Below are 19,031 nucleotides of genomic sequence, written 5' to 3' on the forward strand. Positions count from 1 at the left end.
GCTTACTTGCCGGCTTCCGTCTTGGCCAGTAGCGCTTCGACCGACCCGGTGGTGATCGGGTGATAACCCGGACGCGCCTTGGCGAAGACTTCCTTGGCGAAGGCCAGGCCTTCGGGCGTCTTCACCAGCTCCTCGTAGATCGGCATGATCAGCTTGCGGCGGCCCACCCGCTCCAGGAATGCGCCGATCGCCGGCTGCGCTTCGGCATAGCCGCTGCGTACGGCCAGCGGATACCAGCGCATTGCGATTTCGCCGTTCTGGGTGCCGGTGAACTTGTAAGCGTCGTCGAGCTGCTTCAGCTGCTCGGTGCCGAGCTTGTCGCCCAGGCCGTCGATGAAATGCACCCATTGCTGCGTGGTCCACGCCGAGGTGATCTGCGCGTTCGGCAGGGTTTTGCTGCCCAGCCAGGCGATGCGCGCGGTGTCGACGATGGCGAAGCCGCGCGACTGCGCTTTCGGTGCGAAGGCGGGAATACCCGGTTCGTTGAGCCAGGTGTTCAGCTCGGCCTCGGTGACCGCAGTCGGATTCTTGGGCAGCAGATTCTTGCGCAGGTAGGCGACGAACTGGTCGCTGTTGACGCTCTGGAAAGCATGATCGTCGAACCAGCTGCGCAAGAACGGATCGAACACTTCGCGGCCGAAACGCTGTTCCAGGAACTGCAGGAACCAGGCGCCCTTGTTGTACGGGATGCCGGACAAGGCCTCATCCGGATCGCGACCGGTCAATGGCGCCAGAACTAGCAGCTGATCGGCGGGAGCGGCGGTCTTGATTTCTTCGGCCAGGTCGGCTTGGTCGATCTGGCGCTCCATCTCGGCCGCTTCTTGCCCATACACCGCCTCGGTGATGCGCGACTGCACGTAAGTGGTGAAGCCTTCGTTCAACCACATGTCCTTGGAGCTGGCGTTGGTCACCAGATTGCCGGACCAGCTGTGCGCCAGCTCATGCGCGATCAGCGACACCAGCGACTTGTCGCCGACGATCACGGTGGGCGTGACGAAGGTCAGGCGCGGGTTCTCCATGCCGCCGAACGGGAACGATGGCGGCAGCACCAGCATGTCGTAGCGGCCCCAGCGATAGGGGCCGTACAGCGCTTCGGTGGTGGCGATCATCTTCTCGGTGTCTTCGAATTCCTTGGCGGCTTTGTCGACCATGGTCGGTTCGGCCCATACGCCGCTACGCGCGGAAATGGGTTTGAACACCAGATCGCCCGCAGCGATAGCCAGCAGATACGACGGAATGGGATTGGGCATCTTGAAGCTGTAATCGCCATCGCGCGGGGCGGCCGGGTCGTTATCGGCGCTCATCAGCACCATCACGTCCGGACGGCTGGTGACGTGGGCGCTGTAAGTGAAGCGCACGCTGGGCGTGTCCTGTAGCGGCACCCAGCTGCGGGCGTGGATCGCCTGCGACTGGCTGAACATGAAAGGCAGCTTCTTGCCTTCGGTCATCGACGGCTCCAGCCATTGCAGGCCGGAGGCTTCGGGCGAGGTTTGGTAGGCGATCCGCACGCTGGGGTTGCGTGCCGGCGTTTCGATGGTCAGCTTGCTGCCGAAGATCTTGTCGTTGGCGGCCAGCGCGTATTTCAGCGGTGTCCAGTTGCCCTTGCCATCGTCGCCTTCCACTTTGGAAAGCGTCAGCGCGCGCGTATCCAGTACCAGTTGGGTGGCGGATTTATCTTTCCAATCGAGTTTGTAAGTGGCGGTACCGCCGATGGTCTTTTTGTCGAAATCGACAGCCAAGTCCAGCGCCAGATCGGTGATCACGACCTTACCGGGCTCTGCATAGGAGCTTTCGTCCTGGCTGCGGTCCACTTTCACGGCGACGGGCTGGGGTTTGGCGGGAGCGGCTTCGGGGACGGGGGCGGCTTCGCGGGAACAACCGACCGCCAACACGGCGACGCAGGACAGCAATAGGAAAGTGGAACGCATCAGGGGTATCCAGGAACGGGGGATACGCTCAGTTTACCGCTCTTTAGCTTCCCTTCTCCCTAGGAAAAGGTGCCCGGAGGGCGGATTAGGGAGTGGACTATCGGTTTGTGATGCAGTTCCCGTGACCCGAATTCTCCCTCCCTCATCCGTCGTTTCGCGCCACCTTCTCCCAGAGGGAGAAGGGAAGCTACGCCGCCCAATGCGCATCGACGAAGCCGAGGGATATCTGCGCCAGCTCCAGCAGAATCCTGAACAACAGAATGCAGTCGTTGTTGAGCGCTTAGAGCTCTCTTATCCAAATATTCCTGAAGCTGATGGGTTCGCTCGGATCGCCATGATCCTGAAGTTTAATGGGCGCAGGGCCATGCTTCTTATAAGATGGTTTGCCGATGTAAACGGTAGCGCCTTGCAGCTCGACATCGTTCTGTACAAGCACGCCATTGATGAACGCAGTAACCCTTGCCGGACTCTTCAGCGACCCATTGTCGTTGAACCTGGGCGCAGTCCAGACCACGTCATAGGTTTGCCATTTCCCTGGCTTCTTATTGGCATTGGCCAAGGGAATGTGCTGCTTGTAAATCGCACCGGCCTGGCCGTTGGAATAGGTCCGGTTGTTATAGGAATCCAGGATCTGGATTTCATAACCCTCGTCTCCAGGACCGGTGGAGGCCAGGAATAAGCCGCTATTGCCGCGCGCCTGCCCTTCTCCCGTGATGTTCTCAGGAATGCGCCATTCGAGGTGCAACTGGTAGTCGGTGAACAAGCGTTTGGTCTGAATGTTTCCGGCGCCTTTCTTTACCGTGACCACGCCTTCGGAAACCGTCCATTCTGCAGGAGCGTTCGCCTTGTTGACCGAGGTCCATTCATCCAGATTCGTTCCGTCGAACAGAACGATGGCATCGGCCGGCGGCGCTGCAATGCCTACCGTGCCGGGCGTTACGATTTTAGGCTCGGGCTCCCAAACCTCGGTTGCTTTTGGGTCCTTTATTTCCTGGGCGAACGCGGCTTTCGCATTCAGGATAACGAAAGCAACCATCAGAAGTTTTCTCATGATTGCTTTTTCATTATTCATCGCCAGTCGCCTGTATCAGACCTTATAGCCCGTATGCACCGCCACGATGCCAGCGGACAGATTCTTGTAGCTGCAGCGCTCGAAGCCGGCCTCCTGCATCATCGTCTTCAGCTCTTCCTGCGGCGGATGTTTGCGGATGCTTTCGGCCAGGTACTGGTAGCTGCCGGCGTCCTTGGCGAACAGTTGGCCCAGCTTCGGCAAGATCTTGAACGAATGGAAGTCGTAGACGGGCTTGAACCAGTCGACGGTCACTTCCGAAAACTCCAGCACCCGCGCCTGCCCGCCTATTTTGAGCACGCGGAACATCTCCCGCAGGCCCGCATCCTTGTCGGTAACGTTGCGCAGGCCGAAAGCGATCGTGACCAGGTCGAAGCTGTTGTCGGGGAACGGCAGCGATTCCGCGTTGCACTGCACATAGTCCAGTCCGTTGACCAGCCCGCGATTAGTCATGCGGTCGCGGCCGACCGAGAGCATGCCGGCGTTGATGTCGCCCAGCACGATCTCCCCCTCCTCGCCAACACGGTCCTTCAGCAGCGCGGCGATGTCGCCGGTGCCGCCGGCGAGATCGAGTACGCGGTCGCCGCGCTTCACCTGCGCAGTGCCGACGAAATAGCGCTTCCAGACACGATGCACGCCCAGGCTCATCAGGTCGTTCATCAAGTCGTAGTTGCCCGCGACCGAGGAGAACACTTCGCCGACCAGCTTCTGCTTGTCCTTGGCGGCGACGTCCTTGAAGCCGAAGTGGGTAGTGCCGGATTTGTAGGGGGACTCGCTCATGCCGCCATTATCGCACTGCCGGAGCGGAAGTCGCCTGCGAACCCTGCATCCATGCCCATTCCTGCCAGAGGAAGGTCTACGCGCGCTGATACGCCTTCGTCATCCCAGCGAAAGCTAGGATGACGAGCTTCGTATAGGCCTGAATCAAAATTGCCCTGGAGAGCGCACGGGGTCAGCGTCCGGGACCGGCTACTTGATACGTCCACCGCATTGCTTTCGCATGGAGATTCCGCCGCTCCGTCCTGCCGCGCAGTCCTCTGTCTGGCGTGGCTTACCGCTCTCCGGAGTCGATAGCACCGTCGGCTGCGAGGCGCTGGTCGTACCGCCAGTCGAAAGTCGCATCGGTGCGGGACCGCCCATGAAACGCGGCTGCGGACCCAAGGACACTACGAAGCCCGTCGCGGTTTCCGATTCCACCGTGACCCAATAAGCGTTGTAGGGCGATACCCAGGTTTCGCCGACCTTGAACATCGATCCCTCGTTGTTCGACACATTGGCCGGCGGCACGGTCGCATCCACGCTGTGGGCCATGCCGTCATTCACCACGCGGTGGATGATGACTGCATCGCCGGCCAGGTTGGCCTCGTAGCTGCCCACGCGCTTCCGCGCTTCCAACGTGTAGAGCACCCCTGGTTCTTGCGGAATCGTGAACACGACCATCTGCGTGTTCAAGGAACCCGCAAGGCTGGCCGCATCCAGGTTGACTGTCACTCGCGGCCCGCCCACCGTCAGCAGCAGCTTGCGGGCAGCGCCTACCCAGCCCAGGCGATCGCGCTGGTAGATGTTGATGTGCTTGGGCAGGCTGCCATAGGTCGCATTGGCGACGGCATTACGCCATCCATCGCTCATCACGTCCCAGGGATTGTCGTAAGGATCGTCGTCTCCATCGGAATTATCGGAATGCGGCAAGCCGTAGCCGTGCCCCATCTCATGGGCCAACGGGGCCAAATTGTTGAATGACCACGGTGGATTCCACGTGTTGCGGATGCAGCGGTTGGCGACGCCCTCCAGCGGCCCGCATGCGCCACCGCCCCAGGCATAGCCATCCAAGTCGCCGTTGAACATCATGTTAATGCCCTGCACGACGGCGAAATCCACGGTGGGATCGGCCGCAGCGGCGCAGTCCTCGAACAACTTGTCCAGATTGGCTTTTCCATTGCCTTCGCCAGTGATGTAGAACGAACGCGGCTGCGGCAAGGTAAACCAGCCATAGGCATCGCTCCCGGTCAGGTTAACTTTCCCGTACGACACTTCCGGCCAGTAGTGGCCCAGCTGGCCGGGCAGCGTGCCGTACTGGCCGCGGAAAAATTCCACCGTCTTCTGCTCGGTTTCTATATCGGAGAACTTGCAGGCCACCGTCACCCAGCGCGTGGAGCCTGCAATCGCCTTGGCCACCGGCCCGCTCTTCAGGGGAACCGCAGGGTCGTAGGGCTGGCCGAGGTTGTCGGCGGGAACGATGGCTTCGACTTTACTGCGCACGACGCTGCGCGGATCGGCGGCGAACTCGATCGCTACCCGGCGATTAGCCAGCGCGTAGAGATCGCCGGCGGCGATCCTTGCCTGCGCTGGGTCCAGCACTTGGCGCTTGCCTTCGTCGGTCACCAGCGTGACCAGGAATTTACCGGGTCGTTTCGCCTGCCCGACACCGCCACGCGGATCTCCCCATTGCAGCTGCAACTGTCCCTCGACGATCTGCGCCTGCACTGGCACAGCGCCCGTCATTAACCCCAACGCCAAACCACACGCGAGCACGGCCCGCATGCCATTCGCAAGCGTTGCGCTTTTCCTCAATGCCACCTCGACCCCTCGCTCTGGCGAAAGCGACAACCTGCTGCCGATTCCTGTCATCACTAGATAGAGGACTGCCGCCGATGCAGAAGTGACCCAGGCCGCATTTCCTGAATTATCCACACATGTCACCATCTCCCGCACCCGCCTCTTCCGGACCTATCCATGGCCCCCACCATCGACTACCGCTCCCTGCTGGAAACCGCCGTCGCCGAAGCCCGCTTGGGTCTGGCCGAAGGCGGCATTCCCATCGGCGCCGCTCTTTTCAACCACAACGGCAATCTGCTGGGCTGCGGCCACAATCGCCGCATCCAGGAAAACGACCCTTCGGTCCACGGCGAAACCGATGCTTTCCGGAAAGCCGGCCGCCAGCGCCGCTACCGCGACACCATCATGGTCACCACTCTGGCGCCGTGCTGGTACTGCAGCGGGCTGGTGCGCCAGTTCAACATCGGCACGGTGGTGGTCGGGGAATCGGTCAACTTCAGCGGCGGCATCGACTGGCTGCGCGAGAACGGCGTCAACGTCATCGACCTGCACGACGAAGAATGCATCGCCATGCTGGGCGACTACATCGCCGCCAATCCGGAAGTGTGGAACGAGGATATCGGCGAGGATTGAATGCGTTATCTCAGCCCGGTTTCATCACCATCAGCCAGAAGATGGCCACTACGCTAAGGAAGGCCGGCCAGCCCAGCCAGAACCACCAGCGCATGGTGCGGTAATAAGCCGCTGGCAAGGGCTCTCCGCCAGCGCTCGCCTGCATCGCCAGATTGCGGGCACGTACCTGTAGCCACAGTACGGGCAGCCAGCAACAGCCGACCAGACCGAAAAGTATCAGCGCGATTTTGATCCAATAGTGGGTGAGCGGTATCCCCATGATGCGGGTCAGCCAGAACCCGGTCAGCAGTTGCACCACCACCGCCGGCGCAGTGAAACAGGCATCCGCGATCACCACCGTCCGCGCAGTGGCCGCAATCACTTTTGCATCGCCGCGCAGGTGCGCCACCCACATGAAGAACGCGATGCCGAGCCCGGTGCCCATAAGCAGCGTCGAAGACAGGATGTGGATCCATTTGACCCAAAGGTAAAGCAAGCTCATCTCCTCTCGGAAAGCACCCAGAGCACGGCAAGCGCCGGAAGGATCACCAGGTTCTTGGCCAGTCCGCCCAAAGGGTCCAGCCAAAGCGCGGGCAACGCAATGCCGAACACCAGCGTATAAGCCAGCACCATCACCGTCATCGCTGCGATCGCAACGCGCAAACGTAATCCCGTCAGCAGCCACAGTCCGAAGATCAGATCGAGGGTGGCGGCCACGCGTGCGATCACGACCGGAGCCATCGCACTGAGAACCGAGTCCTCGGTCAATCGTTCTATTTCCGATGTCTGCGTCGTCCACCCCACCCAGGCGGAAACCAGCCAAAGCGCAGCGACGCCAAAGCGTAGCGTTGGCGCAAGAAAGTAAAGCTGCGCCTGCCATCGGTCCTGCACATGACTGGGATGCGAGATGAGCACTTCTCGCAACGGTCGAGGAGCGATTCCGAACTCATCATGCAAGCGCGTGGTCGTGCCGTTGGCGGTGATATTCCCGCGTTTGAGCATGCGCCACATCGTTTCGCCTATCGGGCCGCTACCGATGATTTCCCAGAAGCGAACCAACAGCGCCACCCAAAGTTCGGGAACGAAAATGGCGCGTCGACCAGGGATACGCAGCCATTCGCGCCAAATGCTCTGATACTCGCGCAAGGTCATGGGCTCCGGACCACCGACTTCGTGGATGCCTTCCGCCTTCGATTCCAGAGCACGCGCAGCCAGATCGGCCAGATCCTCCACGGCAACGGGCTGGATCGGCCAGCGCCCGTCGCCCGGCAAAAGCAGTGCACCCGGAAACGCAGCCAGCGCACGCAATAGCGAGGTTCCACCATAGGAACCGGAAACACCATAGACCACGGAGGGCCTCAATATCACGCTGCGCAAAGGAAGCTCCAGCAAAGCGTCATCGAGGCGATGTTTGGAGGCGATGAACTCGCCATCCTCAGGTATGCCCAATGCCGATATCTGCACGAAGCACTGGACACCTTTCTCGACACAGGCACGGGCCAAGGCCAGCGGAGCGGCATAGTGGACTACTTCGAAAGCCTGACCATGTTCTTCGCGCAGAATGCCAGCGACATTGATCACGGCGTCAACGCCCGCCAGTAACGGCAACCAGCTTTCGGCAGACAGAAGTTGCTGCAGATCGCATTTGCGTTCGTCAGCCTCCAACTCCCGGCTTCGGACACGCACGCCCCGCCATACGCGCCAGCCACGTTCCCGCAACGCCGCAACTATGTACCCACCCAGGAATCCCGCCGCACCGACTACCAGCACCGTCCTGTTGGATTCTTCTTCCCTATCCATTGCGATGCTCGGCCCTCTCTCTGCTTGCAAGGCTAGCAGACACCTGTGGACCTGGCATTGGGATATCGTTGGCCTCCCCAGGCACGCGAGCAGCGCCATGTCCGAACACAAGACCACCCTCCAATGGAACCGCGACGGCAAGCCGTTCACTCCCGAGGGCTACAGCCGCGACCACGAATGGAGCTTCGAACGCGGGCAACGGCTGACGGGCTCCGCGGCACCGGCGTACCTGGGCAGCGAACACGGCGTGGATCCGGAGGAAGCCTTGGTAGTGGCACTGTCGTCGTGCCACATGTTGACCTTGCTGGCGATCGCGGCCAAGAAGGGCTGGGTGATCGACAGTTATGCCGACGAAGCAGTAGGCGCGCTGGGCAAAAACGAGGCCGGCAAGATCGCACTGACCCGCGTCACCTTGCGTCCCAGGATCGTTTTCGCTGAAGGCAGTGCGCCCGATGCCGAGGGACTGCAACGCCTGCACCATTCGGCGCACGAGCATTGCTTCATCGCCAATTCGGTGAAGACCGTAGTCACTATCGAGCCGCAATGAATCCTTGATTTGTAGGAGCGACGTAAGTCGCGAAGCTCATGGCGATTCAATTCTTCACGGCTTCGCGACTTACGTCGCTCCTACAAAAAAACAAGCTGGTTACAGGATGTAGCGGCTCAGGTCGGGATCCTGCACCAGTTCGCCCAGGTGCGTGTCGACATAGGCTTTGTCGATGCTGACCTTCTGCCCATCGCGATCGGGCGCTTCGTAGCTCAGCGTGTCCAGCAAGCGTTCCAGCACCGTGTGCAGGCGGCGTGCGCCGATATTCTCCTGGCGTTCGTTGACCTGCGCGGCGATCTCCGCGAGCCGGTCGACCGCATCGACGGTGAACTCCACGGTCACGCCCTCGGTCTGCAGCAACGCCTCGTATTGACGGGTCAGCGCGGCCTTGGGCTCGGTGAGGATGCGCACGAAATCGTCCTTGGACAACGCCGAGAGTTCCACCCGGATCGGGAAACGACCCTGCAATTCCGGGATCAGATCGCTGGGCTTGGCCAGGTGGAATGCGCCCGAGGCGATGAACAGGATGTGGTCGGTCTTGACCGTGCCGTACTTGGTGCTGACGTTGGAACCTTCCACCAGCGGCAGCAAGTCGCGCTGCACGCCTTCGCGGCTTACATCGCCCCCGCTCATGTTGCCGCCACGCTTGGCGACTTTGTCGATCTCGTCGATGAACACGATGCCGTTCTGCTCGCAGGCCTCGATCCCCGCGACGCGGATATCGTCTTCGTTGACCAGCTTGGCCGCCTCCTCTTCCACCAGCTGCGGGCGCGCGGCCTTGATGGTCAGCGTGCGCGTATGCGACTTGGCGCTGCCCATGCTGGAGAACATCTGCCGCAGCTGCTGGCCCATTTCCTCCATACCCGGCGGAGTCATGATGTCCATGCTGACGTTGGCGGAGAGTTCCAGCTCGATCTCGCGGTCGTCCAGCTCGCCGGCACGCAGCATCTTGCGGAATTTGGTGCGGGTATCGCCGTCGTGCGCCGAGGGTTCGTTGCGCGCGGCCTCGGCATCGAAACCGATACCGGCACTGCGCCGCGGCAATAGCGCGTCCAAGATGCGATCCTCCGCGCGCTCCTCGGCTTGGGTGCGCACACGTATTTTCGCCTGCTCGCGATACATCTTGACGGCGGTGTCGGCCAGGTCGCGTACGATCTGCTCCACGTCCTTGCCAACATAGCCCACCTCGGTGAAACGCGTGGCCTCGACCTTCACGAACGGCGCATTGGCCAGCGTGGCCAGGCGACGCGCGATCTCGGTCTTGCCCACGCCAGTCGGTCCGATCATCAGGATGTTCTTCGGCATCACTTCGTCGCGCAGGTCCGGTTGCAATTGCATGCGGCGCCAACGGTTGCGGAGTGCGATGGCGACCGCGCGCTTGGCCGCGTGCTGGCCGACGATGTGGCGGTCGAGTTCCTGCACGATTTCTCGCGGGGTCATGGTGGCGCTGATGTTCTCGGGTTTGGCGGACATAAGTGTGCTCTTGGTATCGTCCTCCCGAACGCAGTGAGGGCTCTGCCCGGTGCGTTGCGGAAGCAGCGAAGCGGATTCTTCACTGCGCTCGGAATGACAATGGATTGTTGACGAGGCTTACAGCTCTTCGACGACGATGTTGCGATTGGTGTAGATGCAGATGTCGCCGGCGATGTTCAGCGATTCGACCGCGATGGATTTCGCGTCCATCTCGGTATGCGCCATCAACGCGCGCGCAGCCGACAACGCATAGGAACCGCCGGAACCGATGGCGATGAGGCCGTCTTCGGGCTCGATCACATCGCCGGTGCCGCTGATGATGAGCGAAGTGTCCTTATCAGCTACGGCGAGCAGGGCTTCAAGCTTGCCCAGACGGCGTTCGGTACGCCAGTCTTTGGCTAGCTCCACTGCGGCGCGCTGCAGCTGGCCGTGCTTTTCGAGTTTTGCTTCGAACAGTTCAAACAGAGTGAATGCGTCGGCCGCAGCGCCAGCAAAGCCGGCCAGCACCTGGCCGTCGCGGCCGAGCCTGCGCACCTTGCGGGCGTTGCCTTTCATCACCGTATTGCCGAGGGTGACCTGCCCGTCGCCGGCCACGGCGACGCGACCGTTGCGCCGCACCGACAGGATGGTGGTGGCGTGGAAAACATTCGGGTTCTGACTGGGGTCCATGCGGCCTCCGTGGTGTTAACTAGTGAGGTGGGGACGGCCGGCGCGGGTTCAAGCGTGACTTCTGGCAGGCCCATCGTTGTAGAGCCGAGCTTGCTCGGCTGCTCTTTGGGGGAGGAAAGATCAAAAGCTATGTGCATCCCTTCTCCCACCGGCGCCCGAAGGGTGTGCAAGGCTGTGAAGGTGGCGCGAAGCGCCGGGTGAGGGAATGGCAACGATTAGGCCTCCCATGCATCGGTACAAGCTGACGCTCCATGCCCTCATCCGCCCTTCGGGCACCTTCTCCCGATGGGAGAAGGAGAGCTAGGTCTTGCGCTTGGCGCGCGGATGCGCAGCGTCGTAGACCTTGGCCAGGTGCTGGAAGTCCAGGTGCGTATAGATCTGCGTGGTGGCGATATCGGCGTGCCCCAGCAGTTCCTGCACACCGCGCAGGTCGCCTGAGGATTCCAGGATATGGCTGGCGAAACTGTGCCGCAGCATGTGCGGATGCACGTTCTTGAACATGCCCTGCTTCTGCGCCAGCAGTTTCATGCGGATTTGCACGGCGCGCTGGGAAATCGGGCCGCCATTGCGTCCCGGGAACACGGGCGTATCGCCCGCAGGTCTCTGTTCGTCGCGCCATGCTTGCAATGCCTTGCGCGCGTGCGAACCGACCGGCACCTTGCGTTGTTTGTTGCCTTTGCCGAGCACGGTCACGAAACCGCTAGCCAGATCCAGATCACTCCAGCGCAGCCCGCACAGTTCGCTCAGACGCAGACCGGAGGAATAGAAAAGTTCCAGCAGGGCGCGATCGCGGAATCCCAGCGGCACGTCGGTCGGCACTTCCACTAGGCGCGAGGCCTCGTCGGCATCCAGGACCTGCGGCAACTTGCGCGGCGATTTCGGCGCGCGTAACGCGGCAGCGGGACTGGCCGCGATGCGGCCGTGCCGGAGCAGCCAGTTGAAATAGCTGCGGCAGGCGGAGAGCCGGCGCTGCAGGCTTTTCGGAGACAGGCCGCGGCGGTGTTCGGCGGCGACGAAGGCGCGCAATTGTTCGGTATCGAGTTCGGCGAGGTTGGCCGTGCCCTGCGCTGCGGCCCAGTCGGTCAACGCGGTGAGATCGCGGCGATAGGCATCCAGTGTGTGCGCCGACATGCGGCGTTCGACTTGCAGATGGGAAAGAAAGTCTTCGAAGGTCCCTCGATCGTCATCCCGGCGAACGCCGGGATCCATTTTGATCTTGGCGCTCATGTGGCGAAGCAAAAGCAAAATGGGTTCCAGCTTGCGCTGGAACGACGGGCCAACCCTATTCGGTCAATCCCCATACCGCTTCATCGCAACCGCCAGCGCTTCCCCCATCATGCGCAGGAACAGCGTTCCCATGCCCGGATAGAAACGGTTGCCGTCGCGGCTACCCACCGCGACCAGACCCAGGCCGGGCAACGGCAGCAGCGCCGACGACTGCACTTCCTCGGCGCGCGCGCCGTACAAAACCGCGTTTTTCTCGGGCTGCAGGCGGCCGCACAGCGGTTCGCCGTCCTTCAGGCAATCTCGGAACGAATTCAGATGCGAGCTGTTTTCCGCCACGACCTGCAGCCATTCGGCGTCGTCCAGTCCGGGGATCGGTTCGAACAGCACGATGCGCACCAGGTCGCCGTTGAAATCCTCCGCCAGCGAGGCGGCCATCGCACGCAAGGTGTCCTGCGCGGTGTTCTGCTTCAACAGCGAAAGGGTCAACTGGTGGGTGCGGACCGCCAGGCGCTCGTTTTCCTGCGCGTTGGCGAACAGGTCGTTGAGGCGCTTGGAAAGCTCGCGGTTCTTGTCGCGCAGCACTTCCAGCTGGTAGCTGGCCAGGGAAGCGGTGGGACCTTCCTCACGCGGCACGATCAGCGTGAGCGCCAGATCGGGGAACTGCTTGAGGAAGGTCGGGTGCCGGCGCAGCCAGGCCGCGATCTCGTGGGCGCCCAGCTTTTCTTGTGCTTCGGTCATTGCTTCCATTCCCCTTCGAATACGAATGCCGCCGGTCCGGACATGATGACCTCCGCGGCGTCATCGGGCCAGCTTATCCGCAGATCGCCGCCCGGCAACGAGACAGTCGCCGCGCGGTCCAATTTCCCTCGCCGCATCAGCACCGCCGCTGCCGCGCAGGCGCCGCTGCCGCAGGCCAGCGTTTCGCCGACGCCGCGCTCGAAAACGCGCAGACGCAATCGGTCGCGCGCAATCACCTGGGCGAAGCCGATATTGGCCGACTGCGGAAATACGGCGCTGGATTGCAGCGCAGGACCCAGTGTCGCGACGGGTGCAGTGTCGATGTCCTGCACTTCGACCACCGCATGGGGATTGCCCATCGACACCGCGCCGAAGCCGATGGTTTGCCTGTCGAGCGCGATTTCATAGCCGTCCTGCATGGACGCGAATCCCGCCAGCGGAATCTTGGCCGGATCGAACTCCGGCACACCCATCGCGATGGAATAGCGATCGTCTTGCAGGCGCTCGACGTCATGCGTCGCCAGCGGGCTGTCGACTCGGAAACGACCGCCGCGGGCAACGCCATCGCGCACCAGCCAGGCTGCGACACAGCGCGCGCCATTGCCGCATTGCTGCGAGGGCGATCCGTCGGAATTCCAGATGCGGTAGGAGGCTACCGCGTCAGCGCTGCGCGGCTTCTCGATGGTAAGGATCTGGTCGCAGCCGACGCCGAAGTGGCGGTCCGCCAGTCGCGATGCGAGCGCCGCATCCGGCGGCCGCGCGCCGTCGCGCAGATCGACGACGACGAAATCGTTGCCGGCGCCGTGCATCTTGGAGAAACGCAATACTGGCGCCCCTGGGGAAGCCCGATCAGTCATTTACTCGGCCGGTGTTGCGGGATCGTCGACCGCGTCTTCCGTCTGCTGGTCGGCGGGAGTCGTGGTCGTGTCATCGGCGGGCACTGACGTTTCGGGGGCCGGCGTTTCCGGGACCGTCTCCGCAGGCGCCTCGATCGGCGCCGCCTTCTCCGGCAGGATCAGCGGGCCCTTGGCGCCGCAGCCCGTCAGGGCTGCGCACAGGGATAGAAAAAAAGCGGTGCGGAGTGATTTATTCATGGCCGAAGTATAGCCAGATAGGCATGAACCGACAGGGTCAGCCCGGGGGTTCGGGACGCATCCACAGCCAAGCCGAAACCAACGCCATGCAGGCGATCGGCAACGCCGCCATCCACCAGCGGTGCGAGGCCACGCTGACCATGATCGCCAGCAGTATTCCGGCGCAAGCCAGCATGGTCAGCGTAGCGGCCCATTTAGCGCGGCGCGATACGGCGCCATGGGCCTGCCAGTCGCGAATCATCGGGCCGAAGCGTGAGTGTGTTTGCAGATAGCGATGCAGGCGGTCGGATCCGCGCGAGGCCGCGTAGGCGGCCACCAGGATGAAGACGGTGGTCGGCAGACCCGGTACGAAAATGCCGACGATGCCGACACCCAGGCTGACGTAGGCCAGCAGCCACCAGGCCCAGCGGAAGCGCGAACGGTTGCTCATGACCGCATCATAGGCCGAGAGTACCAATGTAGGAGCGGGCAGGGCCCGCTCCTACAACAGTTGCCAGCTATTACGCCGCTGGTTCGGCCACACCTAACTGATCCAGCACGAAGGCGTAATACTCCGCTGCCTCGCGATAGCGGCGGAAGCGGCCGGACTTGCCGCCATGACCGGCTTCCATGTTGATGCGGAACAGCAGCGGCAGCGTGCCGGTGTTGTCGTCGCGCAGCTTGGCCACGTACTTGGCCGGCTCCCAGTACTGCACCTGCGAATCCCACAGACCGGTGCCCACGAAGATCGCCGGATAGGCCTGCTTGCTGATGTTGTCGTAAGGTGAATAGGTGAGGATGTAGTCGTAGAACTCCTTCTTCTCCGGATTGCCCCACTCGTCGTACTCGTTGGTGGTCAGCGGGATGGTCGGATCCAGCATGGTCGTGACCACGTCCACGAACGGCACCTGCGACACGATCACGCGGTATTTTTCCGGCGCCATGTTGGCGATCGCGCCCATCAGCAAGCCGCCGGCGCTGCCGCCGGATGCGGCGACACGGTCCGGCGCCGCGTAACCCTGCTTGACCAGCGTGTCGGTGACGTCGATGAAATCAGTGAAGGTGTTCTTCTTGTGCAGCAGTTTGCCGTTGTCGTACCAGTCGCGGCCCATTTCCTGGCCGCCGCGGATGTGGGCGATGGCGTAGACCACGCCGCGATCCAGCAGGCTGACGATAGTCGAATTGAATCCCGGATCGGTCGAGGAACCGTAGCTGCCGTAGGCGTACTGGAACAGCGCGGCCTTGCCGTTCTTCTCGAAACCCTTTTTATAGACCAGCGACACCGGCACCTTGGTGCCGTCGCGGGCGGTCGCCCACAGGCGTTCGGTAGCGTACTTGCTCGCGTCGTAACCGATCACCGGCTGCTGCTTGAGCTGTTTGCGCTCGCCGGTTTCCACGTTGAGTTCGTAGGTGGTGGCAGGCGTGGTCATCGAGGTGTAGCTGTAGCGCAGCCACGGCGTGTCGTGTTCGGAGTTCACGTCCAGGCCCATCGAATACGCCGGCTCGTCGGCCTTGACGTATTCCTCTTTGCCGTTGGCGCGCAGCAGACGCAGGCGCTCCAGCCCGTTGGAGCGTTCGCTGATGGCGGTGAAACCGTCGAACAGCTCGAAACCTTCGATGTAGACCTCATCGCTGTGCGCGATCCAGTCTTTCCATTCCTCGCGCGAAGTGGAGGCGGAAGGCGCGGTCATGATGCGGAAGTTCTTCGCCTTCCAGTTGGTGCGGATCACCCAGCGGCCGTCCAGGTGGTCGGCGCTGTATTCCACATCGCGTTCGCGCGGCGCCAACACCGTGAACCGCGACGGATCGCTGGCCGGTGCGCAGCGCTGTTCGGAGGACACCGTGCTTTCCACGGAGATGCAAATGAACTTGTCGTCGCGGCTGCGGCCGATGCCCATGTAGAAGCTGTCGTCCTTTTCCTCGTACACCAGCTTGTCGGCCGAAGCCGGCGTACCCAGCACGTGCGATTTTACGCGTACGGTCAGCAACGTTTCCGGATCGTTCTCAACGTAGAACAGCGTCTTGTTGTCGTCCGCCCAGACCAGGTTGGCGGACACGCCGCTGATCGCGTCCGGATAGATCTCGCCGGTCTCCAGGTTCTTGAAACGGATCACGTATTGGCGCCGGCCCACGGCATCGTCGGCCCAGGCCAGCAGCTTGTTGTCCTGGCTGACTTGCGCATCGCCGACGCTGAAATAACCCTTGCCTTCGGCCATCTGGTTGACGTCCAGCAGGATTTCTTCCGGCGCGTCCATGCTGCCTTTGCGACGCGCCTGGATGGGGTAATCCTTGCCGGTCTCGAAACGCGTGTAGTACCAGTACCCGCGCTCGCGGTAGGGCACGCTGGCGTCGTCCTGCTTGATGCGGCCGACGATCTCGTTATAGAGCTTCTCCTGCAGCGGCTTGGTCGGCGCCAGCACCGCGTCGGTGTAGGCGTTCTCCGCGTTGAGGTAGGCGAGCATCTCCGGACTTTTGCGATCGTCGTCGCGTAGCCAGTAGTAGTCGTCGTTGCGCGTGGCGCCGAAAGGAGCCTTGACTTCATGCGGCTTCTTGGCGACATCCGGCGCAGTGGCGACCGGCGAGAGGGCGGAGCTGGGGAAAGTGGTCATCAGAAGGGTGGCCGCAAGCAGGAAATAGGTTGGTTTCATTACAAGTGTGTCCTTGTTGGGCACTGCGCAATGGTGGGGAACAATCTTGAACTATCAATCGTCGTGCCGCGACTAGGGAAAGGATAGCCCGGGACGATACGTGCTTTGGCTTTGGCTTTGGCTTTGGTTCTGGCTCCTCCCTCCCGTGAGGCGCGGCAAGCAGGTCGGGTAAACCCCGTAGGGGCGGCGCACAAGGATGTGCGCCGTTTCCGGAGGCGCAGGAAGCGCCTTACGGAAATTCCCGGCCTGCTTGCGGACCCCACAGCTTTATCGTGGGGCGCGCCGTAGAGCCTGCCCCGTACTTGATACGGGGGCGGCTTTCTTTTGGTTACTTTTCTTTGCCTTTCAAAGAAAAGTGACTCGCGCAAAGCGCGAACGCTTTGCTCTGCTCTGACAAATGGCGCCAAGAGCGCCCCATCCGCCTTCGGCACCTTCCCCCGCAAGCAGGGGAAGGGCTACTTCTGAAAGACTCCCGCCGACTTTCCTAAGGTCACTTGTTGAGCTGCTGCCACAGGAAGGTGTAAGCCAGCGCGCTCATATGCGCCGACTGCTTGTTGTTGGCTGCGCCGCCGTGGCCGCCTTCGATGTTCTCGAAATAGCGCACATCCTTGCCCGCCTCCAGCATCTTGGCCGCCATCTTGCGCGCGTGGCCCGGATGCACGCGGTCGTCGCGAGTGGAAGTCATGAACAGGGTGGGTGGATAGGTCTTGGACGGATCGAACAAGTGGTAAGGCGAGAACTTCTGGATGAATTCCCAATCGGCGGTGTCCGGATTGCCGTATTCGGCCATCCACGAAGCACCTGCCAACAGGTGGCTGTAGCGCTTCATGTCCAGCAGCGGCACCTGCACCACCACAGCACCGAACAGCTGCGGATACTGCATCAGCATGTTGCCGGTCAGCAGGCCGCCGTTGCTGCCGCCCTGGATGCCCAGACGCGCAGGCGAAGTGATCTTGCGCGCGATCATGTCCTGCGCCACCGCCGCGAAATCCTCGTAGGCCTTGTGGCGGTTCTGTTTCAGCGCGGCCTGGTGCCAGCGCGGGCCGTATTCGCCGCCGCCGCGGATATTGGCTACGGCGTAGACGCCACCCTTCTCCAACCAGCCCATGCCCACGCCGCCGGAATACCCCGGTGTCAGCGAAATTTCGAAACCACCATAACCGTACAACAAAGTGGGCGCGCTGCCGTCGTACTTCAGGTCCTTTGGCCGCACCAGGAAGTAAGGCACTTTGGTGCCGTCTTTGGAGGTGGCGAAGTGCTGTTCCACCGCTTCCTTGGAACTGTCGAAGAAGGCAGGCATGGTCTTGAGCACTTCCACCGCCGACGCCGGACCGCCGGCTTCGGCCAGCATCAGCGTGGTCGGAGTCAGGTAATCAGTGACGGTCATCCACACCGAGTCGCTTTCGTCGCTGTCCACCGCGTCAACGCCGATAGTGCCCAGCGCGGGAGCGCCAGCGAATTCGCTTTTCTTCCAATTTGCAGCGGAGGGCGTAAGTACGCTGAGTTTGTTCTTCACATCATCGAGAACATTCAGGACCAGGCGGTTGCGGGTCCAAGCGAAACTTGCCAGCGATGTCTTTTCGGTAGGTTCAAAAAGGACTTCGAAATTGCGCTTGCCGGCCAGGAAGTCGTCGAGGCGTATAGCCAGCAACGAACCGGCCACGTAGATGCGGCTGCTTGTAAGGCTGGTCGTCCACGGTTCCCGCAACTCCAGCGTCAACCACTCGCGATGGACGCTTTTATTGGCCGAGTTCGGCGCGTCGATCTTGGTCAACTTGCCGTCGCTGCCGCGCAGATAGAGTTCGTCGTTGTAGAAGGCGATGGTGCGACTGACGAAATCGCGCTCGAAACCAGGCGTGCTGTCATGGTAGGCCGCGATGTACATGTCTTCGTTGGTGCCCTCGTACACCACGGTGGCGGCGCTGAGCGGCGTGCCGCGCTTCCATTCCTTGACGATGCGCGGATAACCGGAAGGGGTCATGCTGCCCGGACCGAAGTCGGTGTAGACATAGACGGTATCGGCGTCTTTCCAGCCCAGAGCGCCCTTGGCTTCGGGACGGAAGAAACCGTCCTTGACCCATTGTTTGGTGGTGAGATCGAACTCGCGGGTGACGTCGGCGTCGGAGCCGCCGCGCGACAGCGCGATCAGGCAGCGTTTGTAGTCTGGCTTGCGGCAGTCGGCGCCATGCCAGACCCATTTTTTGTCGTCCTGCAGGCCTTCGGCCGCATTCAGCGCATCCAGGTCGATGACCGTTTCCCACAGGGGCTGCGGCTTGCGGTATTCCTCCAACGTGGTCCGACGCCAGAGACCGCGCTCGTGGTTCTTGTCTTTCCAGAAGTTGTAGTAGTAGTCGCCGATCTTTTCCACGCCCGGGATCTTGGCGTCGGAATCGAGCATCGTGAGGATCTTGCCCTCCAGTTGCTTGAACTCGGGAGTAGCGGCGATTTCGGCTTCGGACTTGGCGTTTTGGGCCCTGACCCATGCCAGCGGCTTCTGCCCTTCCACGTCTTCCAGCCAGGCGTATTTGTCATCGGTCACTGCGGCGGGCTCCTGGGCGAAAGTGCTGCCGGCGGCAGCGGCAAGACCCGCGGCGATGACGATTGTCTGGCAGGCATGGGTGAGTTTGGGCATGGATACTCCGGTTTCCGGATCAATTCTCCACGCTAGCACAGCCGTCAACCCACCCCTCC

Annotated in this window: 17 protein-coding genes; 2 read left to right on the plus strand and 15 right to left on the minus strand. The window is 61.9% G+C overall.

Annotation, left to right across the window (positions count from 1 at the left end; genetic code table 11):
- Positions 1-2: 2 nt before the first annotated feature.
- From AC1DTQ_RS15860 to AC1DTQ_RS15875, 4 genes are all read right to left on the minus strand, one after another.
- Positions 3-1,928 carry a M1 family metallopeptidase gene (locus AC1DTQ_RS15860; RefSeq protein WP_477850807.1) on the minus strand — a complete coding sequence of 642 codons (1,926 nt, stop codon included), beginning with the start codon at positions 1,926-1,928 and terminating at the stop codon, positions 3-5.
- A gap of 280 nt (positions 1,929-2,208) precedes the next feature.
- The gene (locus tag AC1DTQ_RS15865; RefSeq protein ID WP_477850808.1) at positions 2,209-3,000 is read right to left on the minus strand and encodes a 3-keto-disaccharide hydrolase; all 792 of its coding nucleotides are present in this window, start codon (positions 2,998-3,000) and stop codon (positions 2,209-2,211) included.
- 15 nt (positions 3,001-3,015) lie between these two features.
- Positions 3,016-3,777: a bifunctional demethylmenaquinone methyltransferase/2-methoxy-6-polyprenyl-1,4-benzoquinol methylase UbiE gene (gene ubiE, locus AC1DTQ_RS15870; protein WP_477850810.1), complete on the minus strand. Its 762-nt coding sequence runs from the start codon at positions 3,775-3,777 to the stop codon at positions 3,016-3,018.
- A gap of 189 nt (positions 3,778-3,966) precedes the next feature.
- Entirely contained in the window at positions 3,967-5,499 is a 1,533-nt protein-coding gene (locus tag AC1DTQ_RS15875; RefSeq protein ID WP_477850812.1) for a metallopeptidase domain-containing protein, read from the minus strand.
- A gap of 231 nt (positions 5,500-5,730) precedes the next feature.
- On the opposite strand from AC1DTQ_RS15875, the gene AC1DTQ_RS15880 reads away from it, so the two are divergent.
- Positions 5,731-6,186, plus strand: coding sequence for a nucleoside deaminase (locus tag AC1DTQ_RS15880; RefSeq protein WP_477850813.1), 456 nt, complete (start codon positions 5,731-5,733; stop codon positions 6,184-6,186).
- A gap of 10 nt (positions 6,187-6,196) precedes the next feature.
- Here the strand turns inward: AC1DTQ_RS15880 and AC1DTQ_RS15885 are convergent, their stop codons facing one another.
- On the minus strand, positions 6,197-6,667 hold the full coding sequence (locus tag AC1DTQ_RS15885) for a DUF2269 family protein (RefSeq protein ID WP_477850814.1): 471 nt from the start codon (positions 6,665-6,667) through the stop codon (positions 6,197-6,199).
- The gene (locus AC1DTQ_RS15890) at positions 6,664-7,965 is read right to left on the minus strand and encodes an SDR family oxidoreductase (protein ID WP_477850815.1); all 1,302 of its coding nucleotides are present in this window, start codon (positions 7,963-7,965) and stop codon (positions 6,664-6,666) included. The genes AC1DTQ_RS15885 and AC1DTQ_RS15890 overlap by 4 nt, the downstream gene beginning before the upstream one ends.
- Before the next feature lie 97 nt (positions 7,966-8,062).
- Here AC1DTQ_RS15890 and AC1DTQ_RS15895 point away from each other — a divergent pair, with 97 nt between their 5' ends.
- Positions 8,063-8,512 (plus strand): OsmC family protein, encoded by a 450-nt coding sequence (locus AC1DTQ_RS15895; RefSeq protein ID WP_477850816.1) that lies wholly within the window; start codon positions 8,063-8,065, stop codon positions 8,510-8,512.
- A 99-nt stretch (positions 8,513-8,611) separates the two neighbouring features.
- Here AC1DTQ_RS15895 and hslU read toward each other — a convergent pair whose 3' ends face one another.
- The 9 genes from hslU to AC1DTQ_RS15940 form a co-directional block, all read right to left on the minus strand.
- Positions 8,612-9,985, minus strand: a complete 1,374-nt coding sequence (gene hslU / locus AC1DTQ_RS15900) for an ATP-dependent protease ATPase subunit HslU (RefSeq protein ID WP_477850817.1) — start codon at positions 9,983-9,985, stop codon at positions 8,612-8,614.
- Positions 9,986-10,102: 117 nt separating this feature from the next.
- The gene (hslV, locus tag AC1DTQ_RS15905) at positions 10,103-10,654 is read right to left on the minus strand and encodes an ATP-dependent protease subunit HslV (RefSeq protein WP_310095177.1); all 552 of its coding nucleotides are present in this window, start codon (positions 10,652-10,654) and stop codon (positions 10,103-10,105) included.
- A gap of 300 nt (positions 10,655-10,954) precedes the next feature.
- Complete coding sequence (xerC, locus tag AC1DTQ_RS15910) at positions 10,955-11,863, minus strand: tyrosine recombinase XerC (protein WP_477850865.1); 909 nt, start codon at positions 11,861-11,863, stop codon at positions 10,955-10,957.
- Between the two features lie 81 nt (positions 11,864-11,944).
- Positions 11,945-12,619, minus strand: coding sequence for a DUF484 family protein (locus AC1DTQ_RS15915; RefSeq protein WP_477850818.1), 675 nt, complete (start codon positions 12,617-12,619; stop codon positions 11,945-11,947).
- Positions 12,616-13,476, minus strand: a complete 861-nt coding sequence (gene dapF / locus AC1DTQ_RS15920; protein ID WP_477850820.1) for a diaminopimelate epimerase — start codon at positions 13,474-13,476, stop codon at positions 12,616-12,618. Before dapF ends, AC1DTQ_RS15915 begins: the two co-directional genes overlap by 4 nt.
- On the minus strand, positions 13,477-13,713 hold the full coding sequence (gene lptM, locus AC1DTQ_RS15925; RefSeq protein ID WP_477850821.1) for an LPS translocon maturation chaperone LptM: 237 nt from the start codon (positions 13,711-13,713) through the stop codon (positions 13,477-13,479).
- Positions 13,714-13,750: 37 nt separating this feature from the next.
- On the minus strand, positions 13,751-14,143 hold the full coding sequence (locus AC1DTQ_RS15930) for a YbaN family protein (RefSeq protein ID WP_477850823.1): 393 nt from the start codon (positions 14,141-14,143) through the stop codon (positions 13,751-13,753).
- Between the two features lie 70 nt (positions 14,144-14,213).
- Positions 14,214-16,340: a S9 family peptidase gene (locus tag AC1DTQ_RS15935; protein WP_477850824.1), complete on the minus strand. Its 2,127-nt coding sequence runs from the start codon at positions 16,338-16,340 to the stop codon at positions 14,214-14,216.
- Positions 16,341-16,830: 490 nt separating this feature from the next.
- Positions 16,831-18,972, minus strand: a complete 2,142-nt coding sequence (locus AC1DTQ_RS15940) for a prolyl oligopeptidase family serine peptidase (protein WP_477850826.1) — start codon at positions 18,970-18,972, stop codon at positions 16,831-16,833.
- Positions 18,973-19,031: the final 59 nt, after the last annotated feature.

The sequence above is a fragment of the Pseudoxanthomonas sp. P4_B2 genome (assembly GCF_056402315.1).

What these genes read in the sequence shown, in the direction of transcription:
- xerC (WP_477850865.1), bottom strand. Translation starts at nt 11,863, where the DNA reads ATGGATCCCGGCGTTCGCCGGGATGACGATCGAGGGACCTTCGAAGAC.
- AC1DTQ_RS15895 (WP_477850816.1), top strand. Translation starts at nt 8,063, where the DNA reads ATGTCCGAACACAAGACCACCCTCCAATGGAACCGCGACGGCAAGCCG.
- AC1DTQ_RS15915 (WP_477850818.1), bottom strand. Translation starts at nt 12,619, where the DNA reads ATGACCGAAGCACAAGAAAAGCTGGGCGCCCACGAGATCGCGGCCTGG.
- AC1DTQ_RS15865 (WP_477850808.1), bottom strand. Translation starts at nt 3,000, where the DNA reads ATGAATAATGAAAAAGCAATCATGAGAAAACTTCTGATGGTTGCTTTC.
- ubiE (WP_477850810.1), bottom strand. Translation starts at nt 3,777, where the DNA reads ATGAGCGAGTCCCCCTACAAATCCGGCACTACCCACTTCGGCTTCAAG.
- AC1DTQ_RS15930 (WP_477850823.1), bottom strand. Translation starts at nt 14,143, where the DNA reads ATGAGCAACCGTTCGCGCTTCCGCTGGGCCTGGTGGCTGCTGGCCTAC.
- AC1DTQ_RS15880 (WP_477850813.1), top strand. Translation starts at nt 5,731, where the DNA reads ATGGCCCCCACCATCGACTACCGCTCCCTGCTGGAAACCGCCGTCGCC.
- lptM (WP_477850821.1), bottom strand. Translation starts at nt 13,713, where the DNA reads ATGAATAAATCACTCCGCACCGCTTTTTTTCTATCCCTGTGCGCAGCC.
- AC1DTQ_RS15875 (WP_477850812.1), bottom strand. Translation starts at nt 5,499, where the DNA reads ATGACGGGCGCTGTGCCAGTGCAGGCGCAGATCGTCGAGGGACAGTTG.
- AC1DTQ_RS15940 (WP_477850826.1), bottom strand. Translation starts at nt 18,972, where the DNA reads ATGCCCAAACTCACCCATGCCTGCCAGACAATCGTCATCGCCGCGGGT.
- hslV (WP_310095177.1), bottom strand. Translation starts at nt 10,654, where the DNA reads ATGGACCCCAGTCAGAACCCGAATGTTTTCCACGCCACCACCATCCTG.
- AC1DTQ_RS15885 (WP_477850814.1), bottom strand. Translation starts at nt 6,667, where the DNA reads ATGAGCTTGCTTTACCTTTGGGTCAAATGGATCCACATCCTGTCTTCG.
- AC1DTQ_RS15860 (WP_477850807.1), bottom strand. Translation starts at nt 1,928, where the DNA reads ATGCGTTCCACTTTCCTATTGCTGTCCTGCGTCGCCGTGTTGGCGGTC.
- AC1DTQ_RS15890 (WP_477850815.1), bottom strand. Translation starts at nt 7,965, where the DNA reads ATGGATAGGGAAGAAGAATCCAACAGGACGGTGCTGGTAGTCGGTGCG.
- hslU (WP_477850817.1), bottom strand. Translation starts at nt 9,985, where the DNA reads ATGTCCGCCAAACCCGAGAACATCAGCGCCACCATGACCCCGCGAGAA.
- AC1DTQ_RS15935 (WP_477850824.1), bottom strand. Translation starts at nt 16,340, where the DNA reads ATGAAACCAACCTATTTCCTGCTTGCGGCCACCCTTCTGATGACCACT.
- dapF (WP_477850820.1), bottom strand. Translation starts at nt 13,476, where the DNA reads ATGACTGATCGGGCTTCCCCAGGGGCGCCAGTATTGCGTTTCTCCAAG.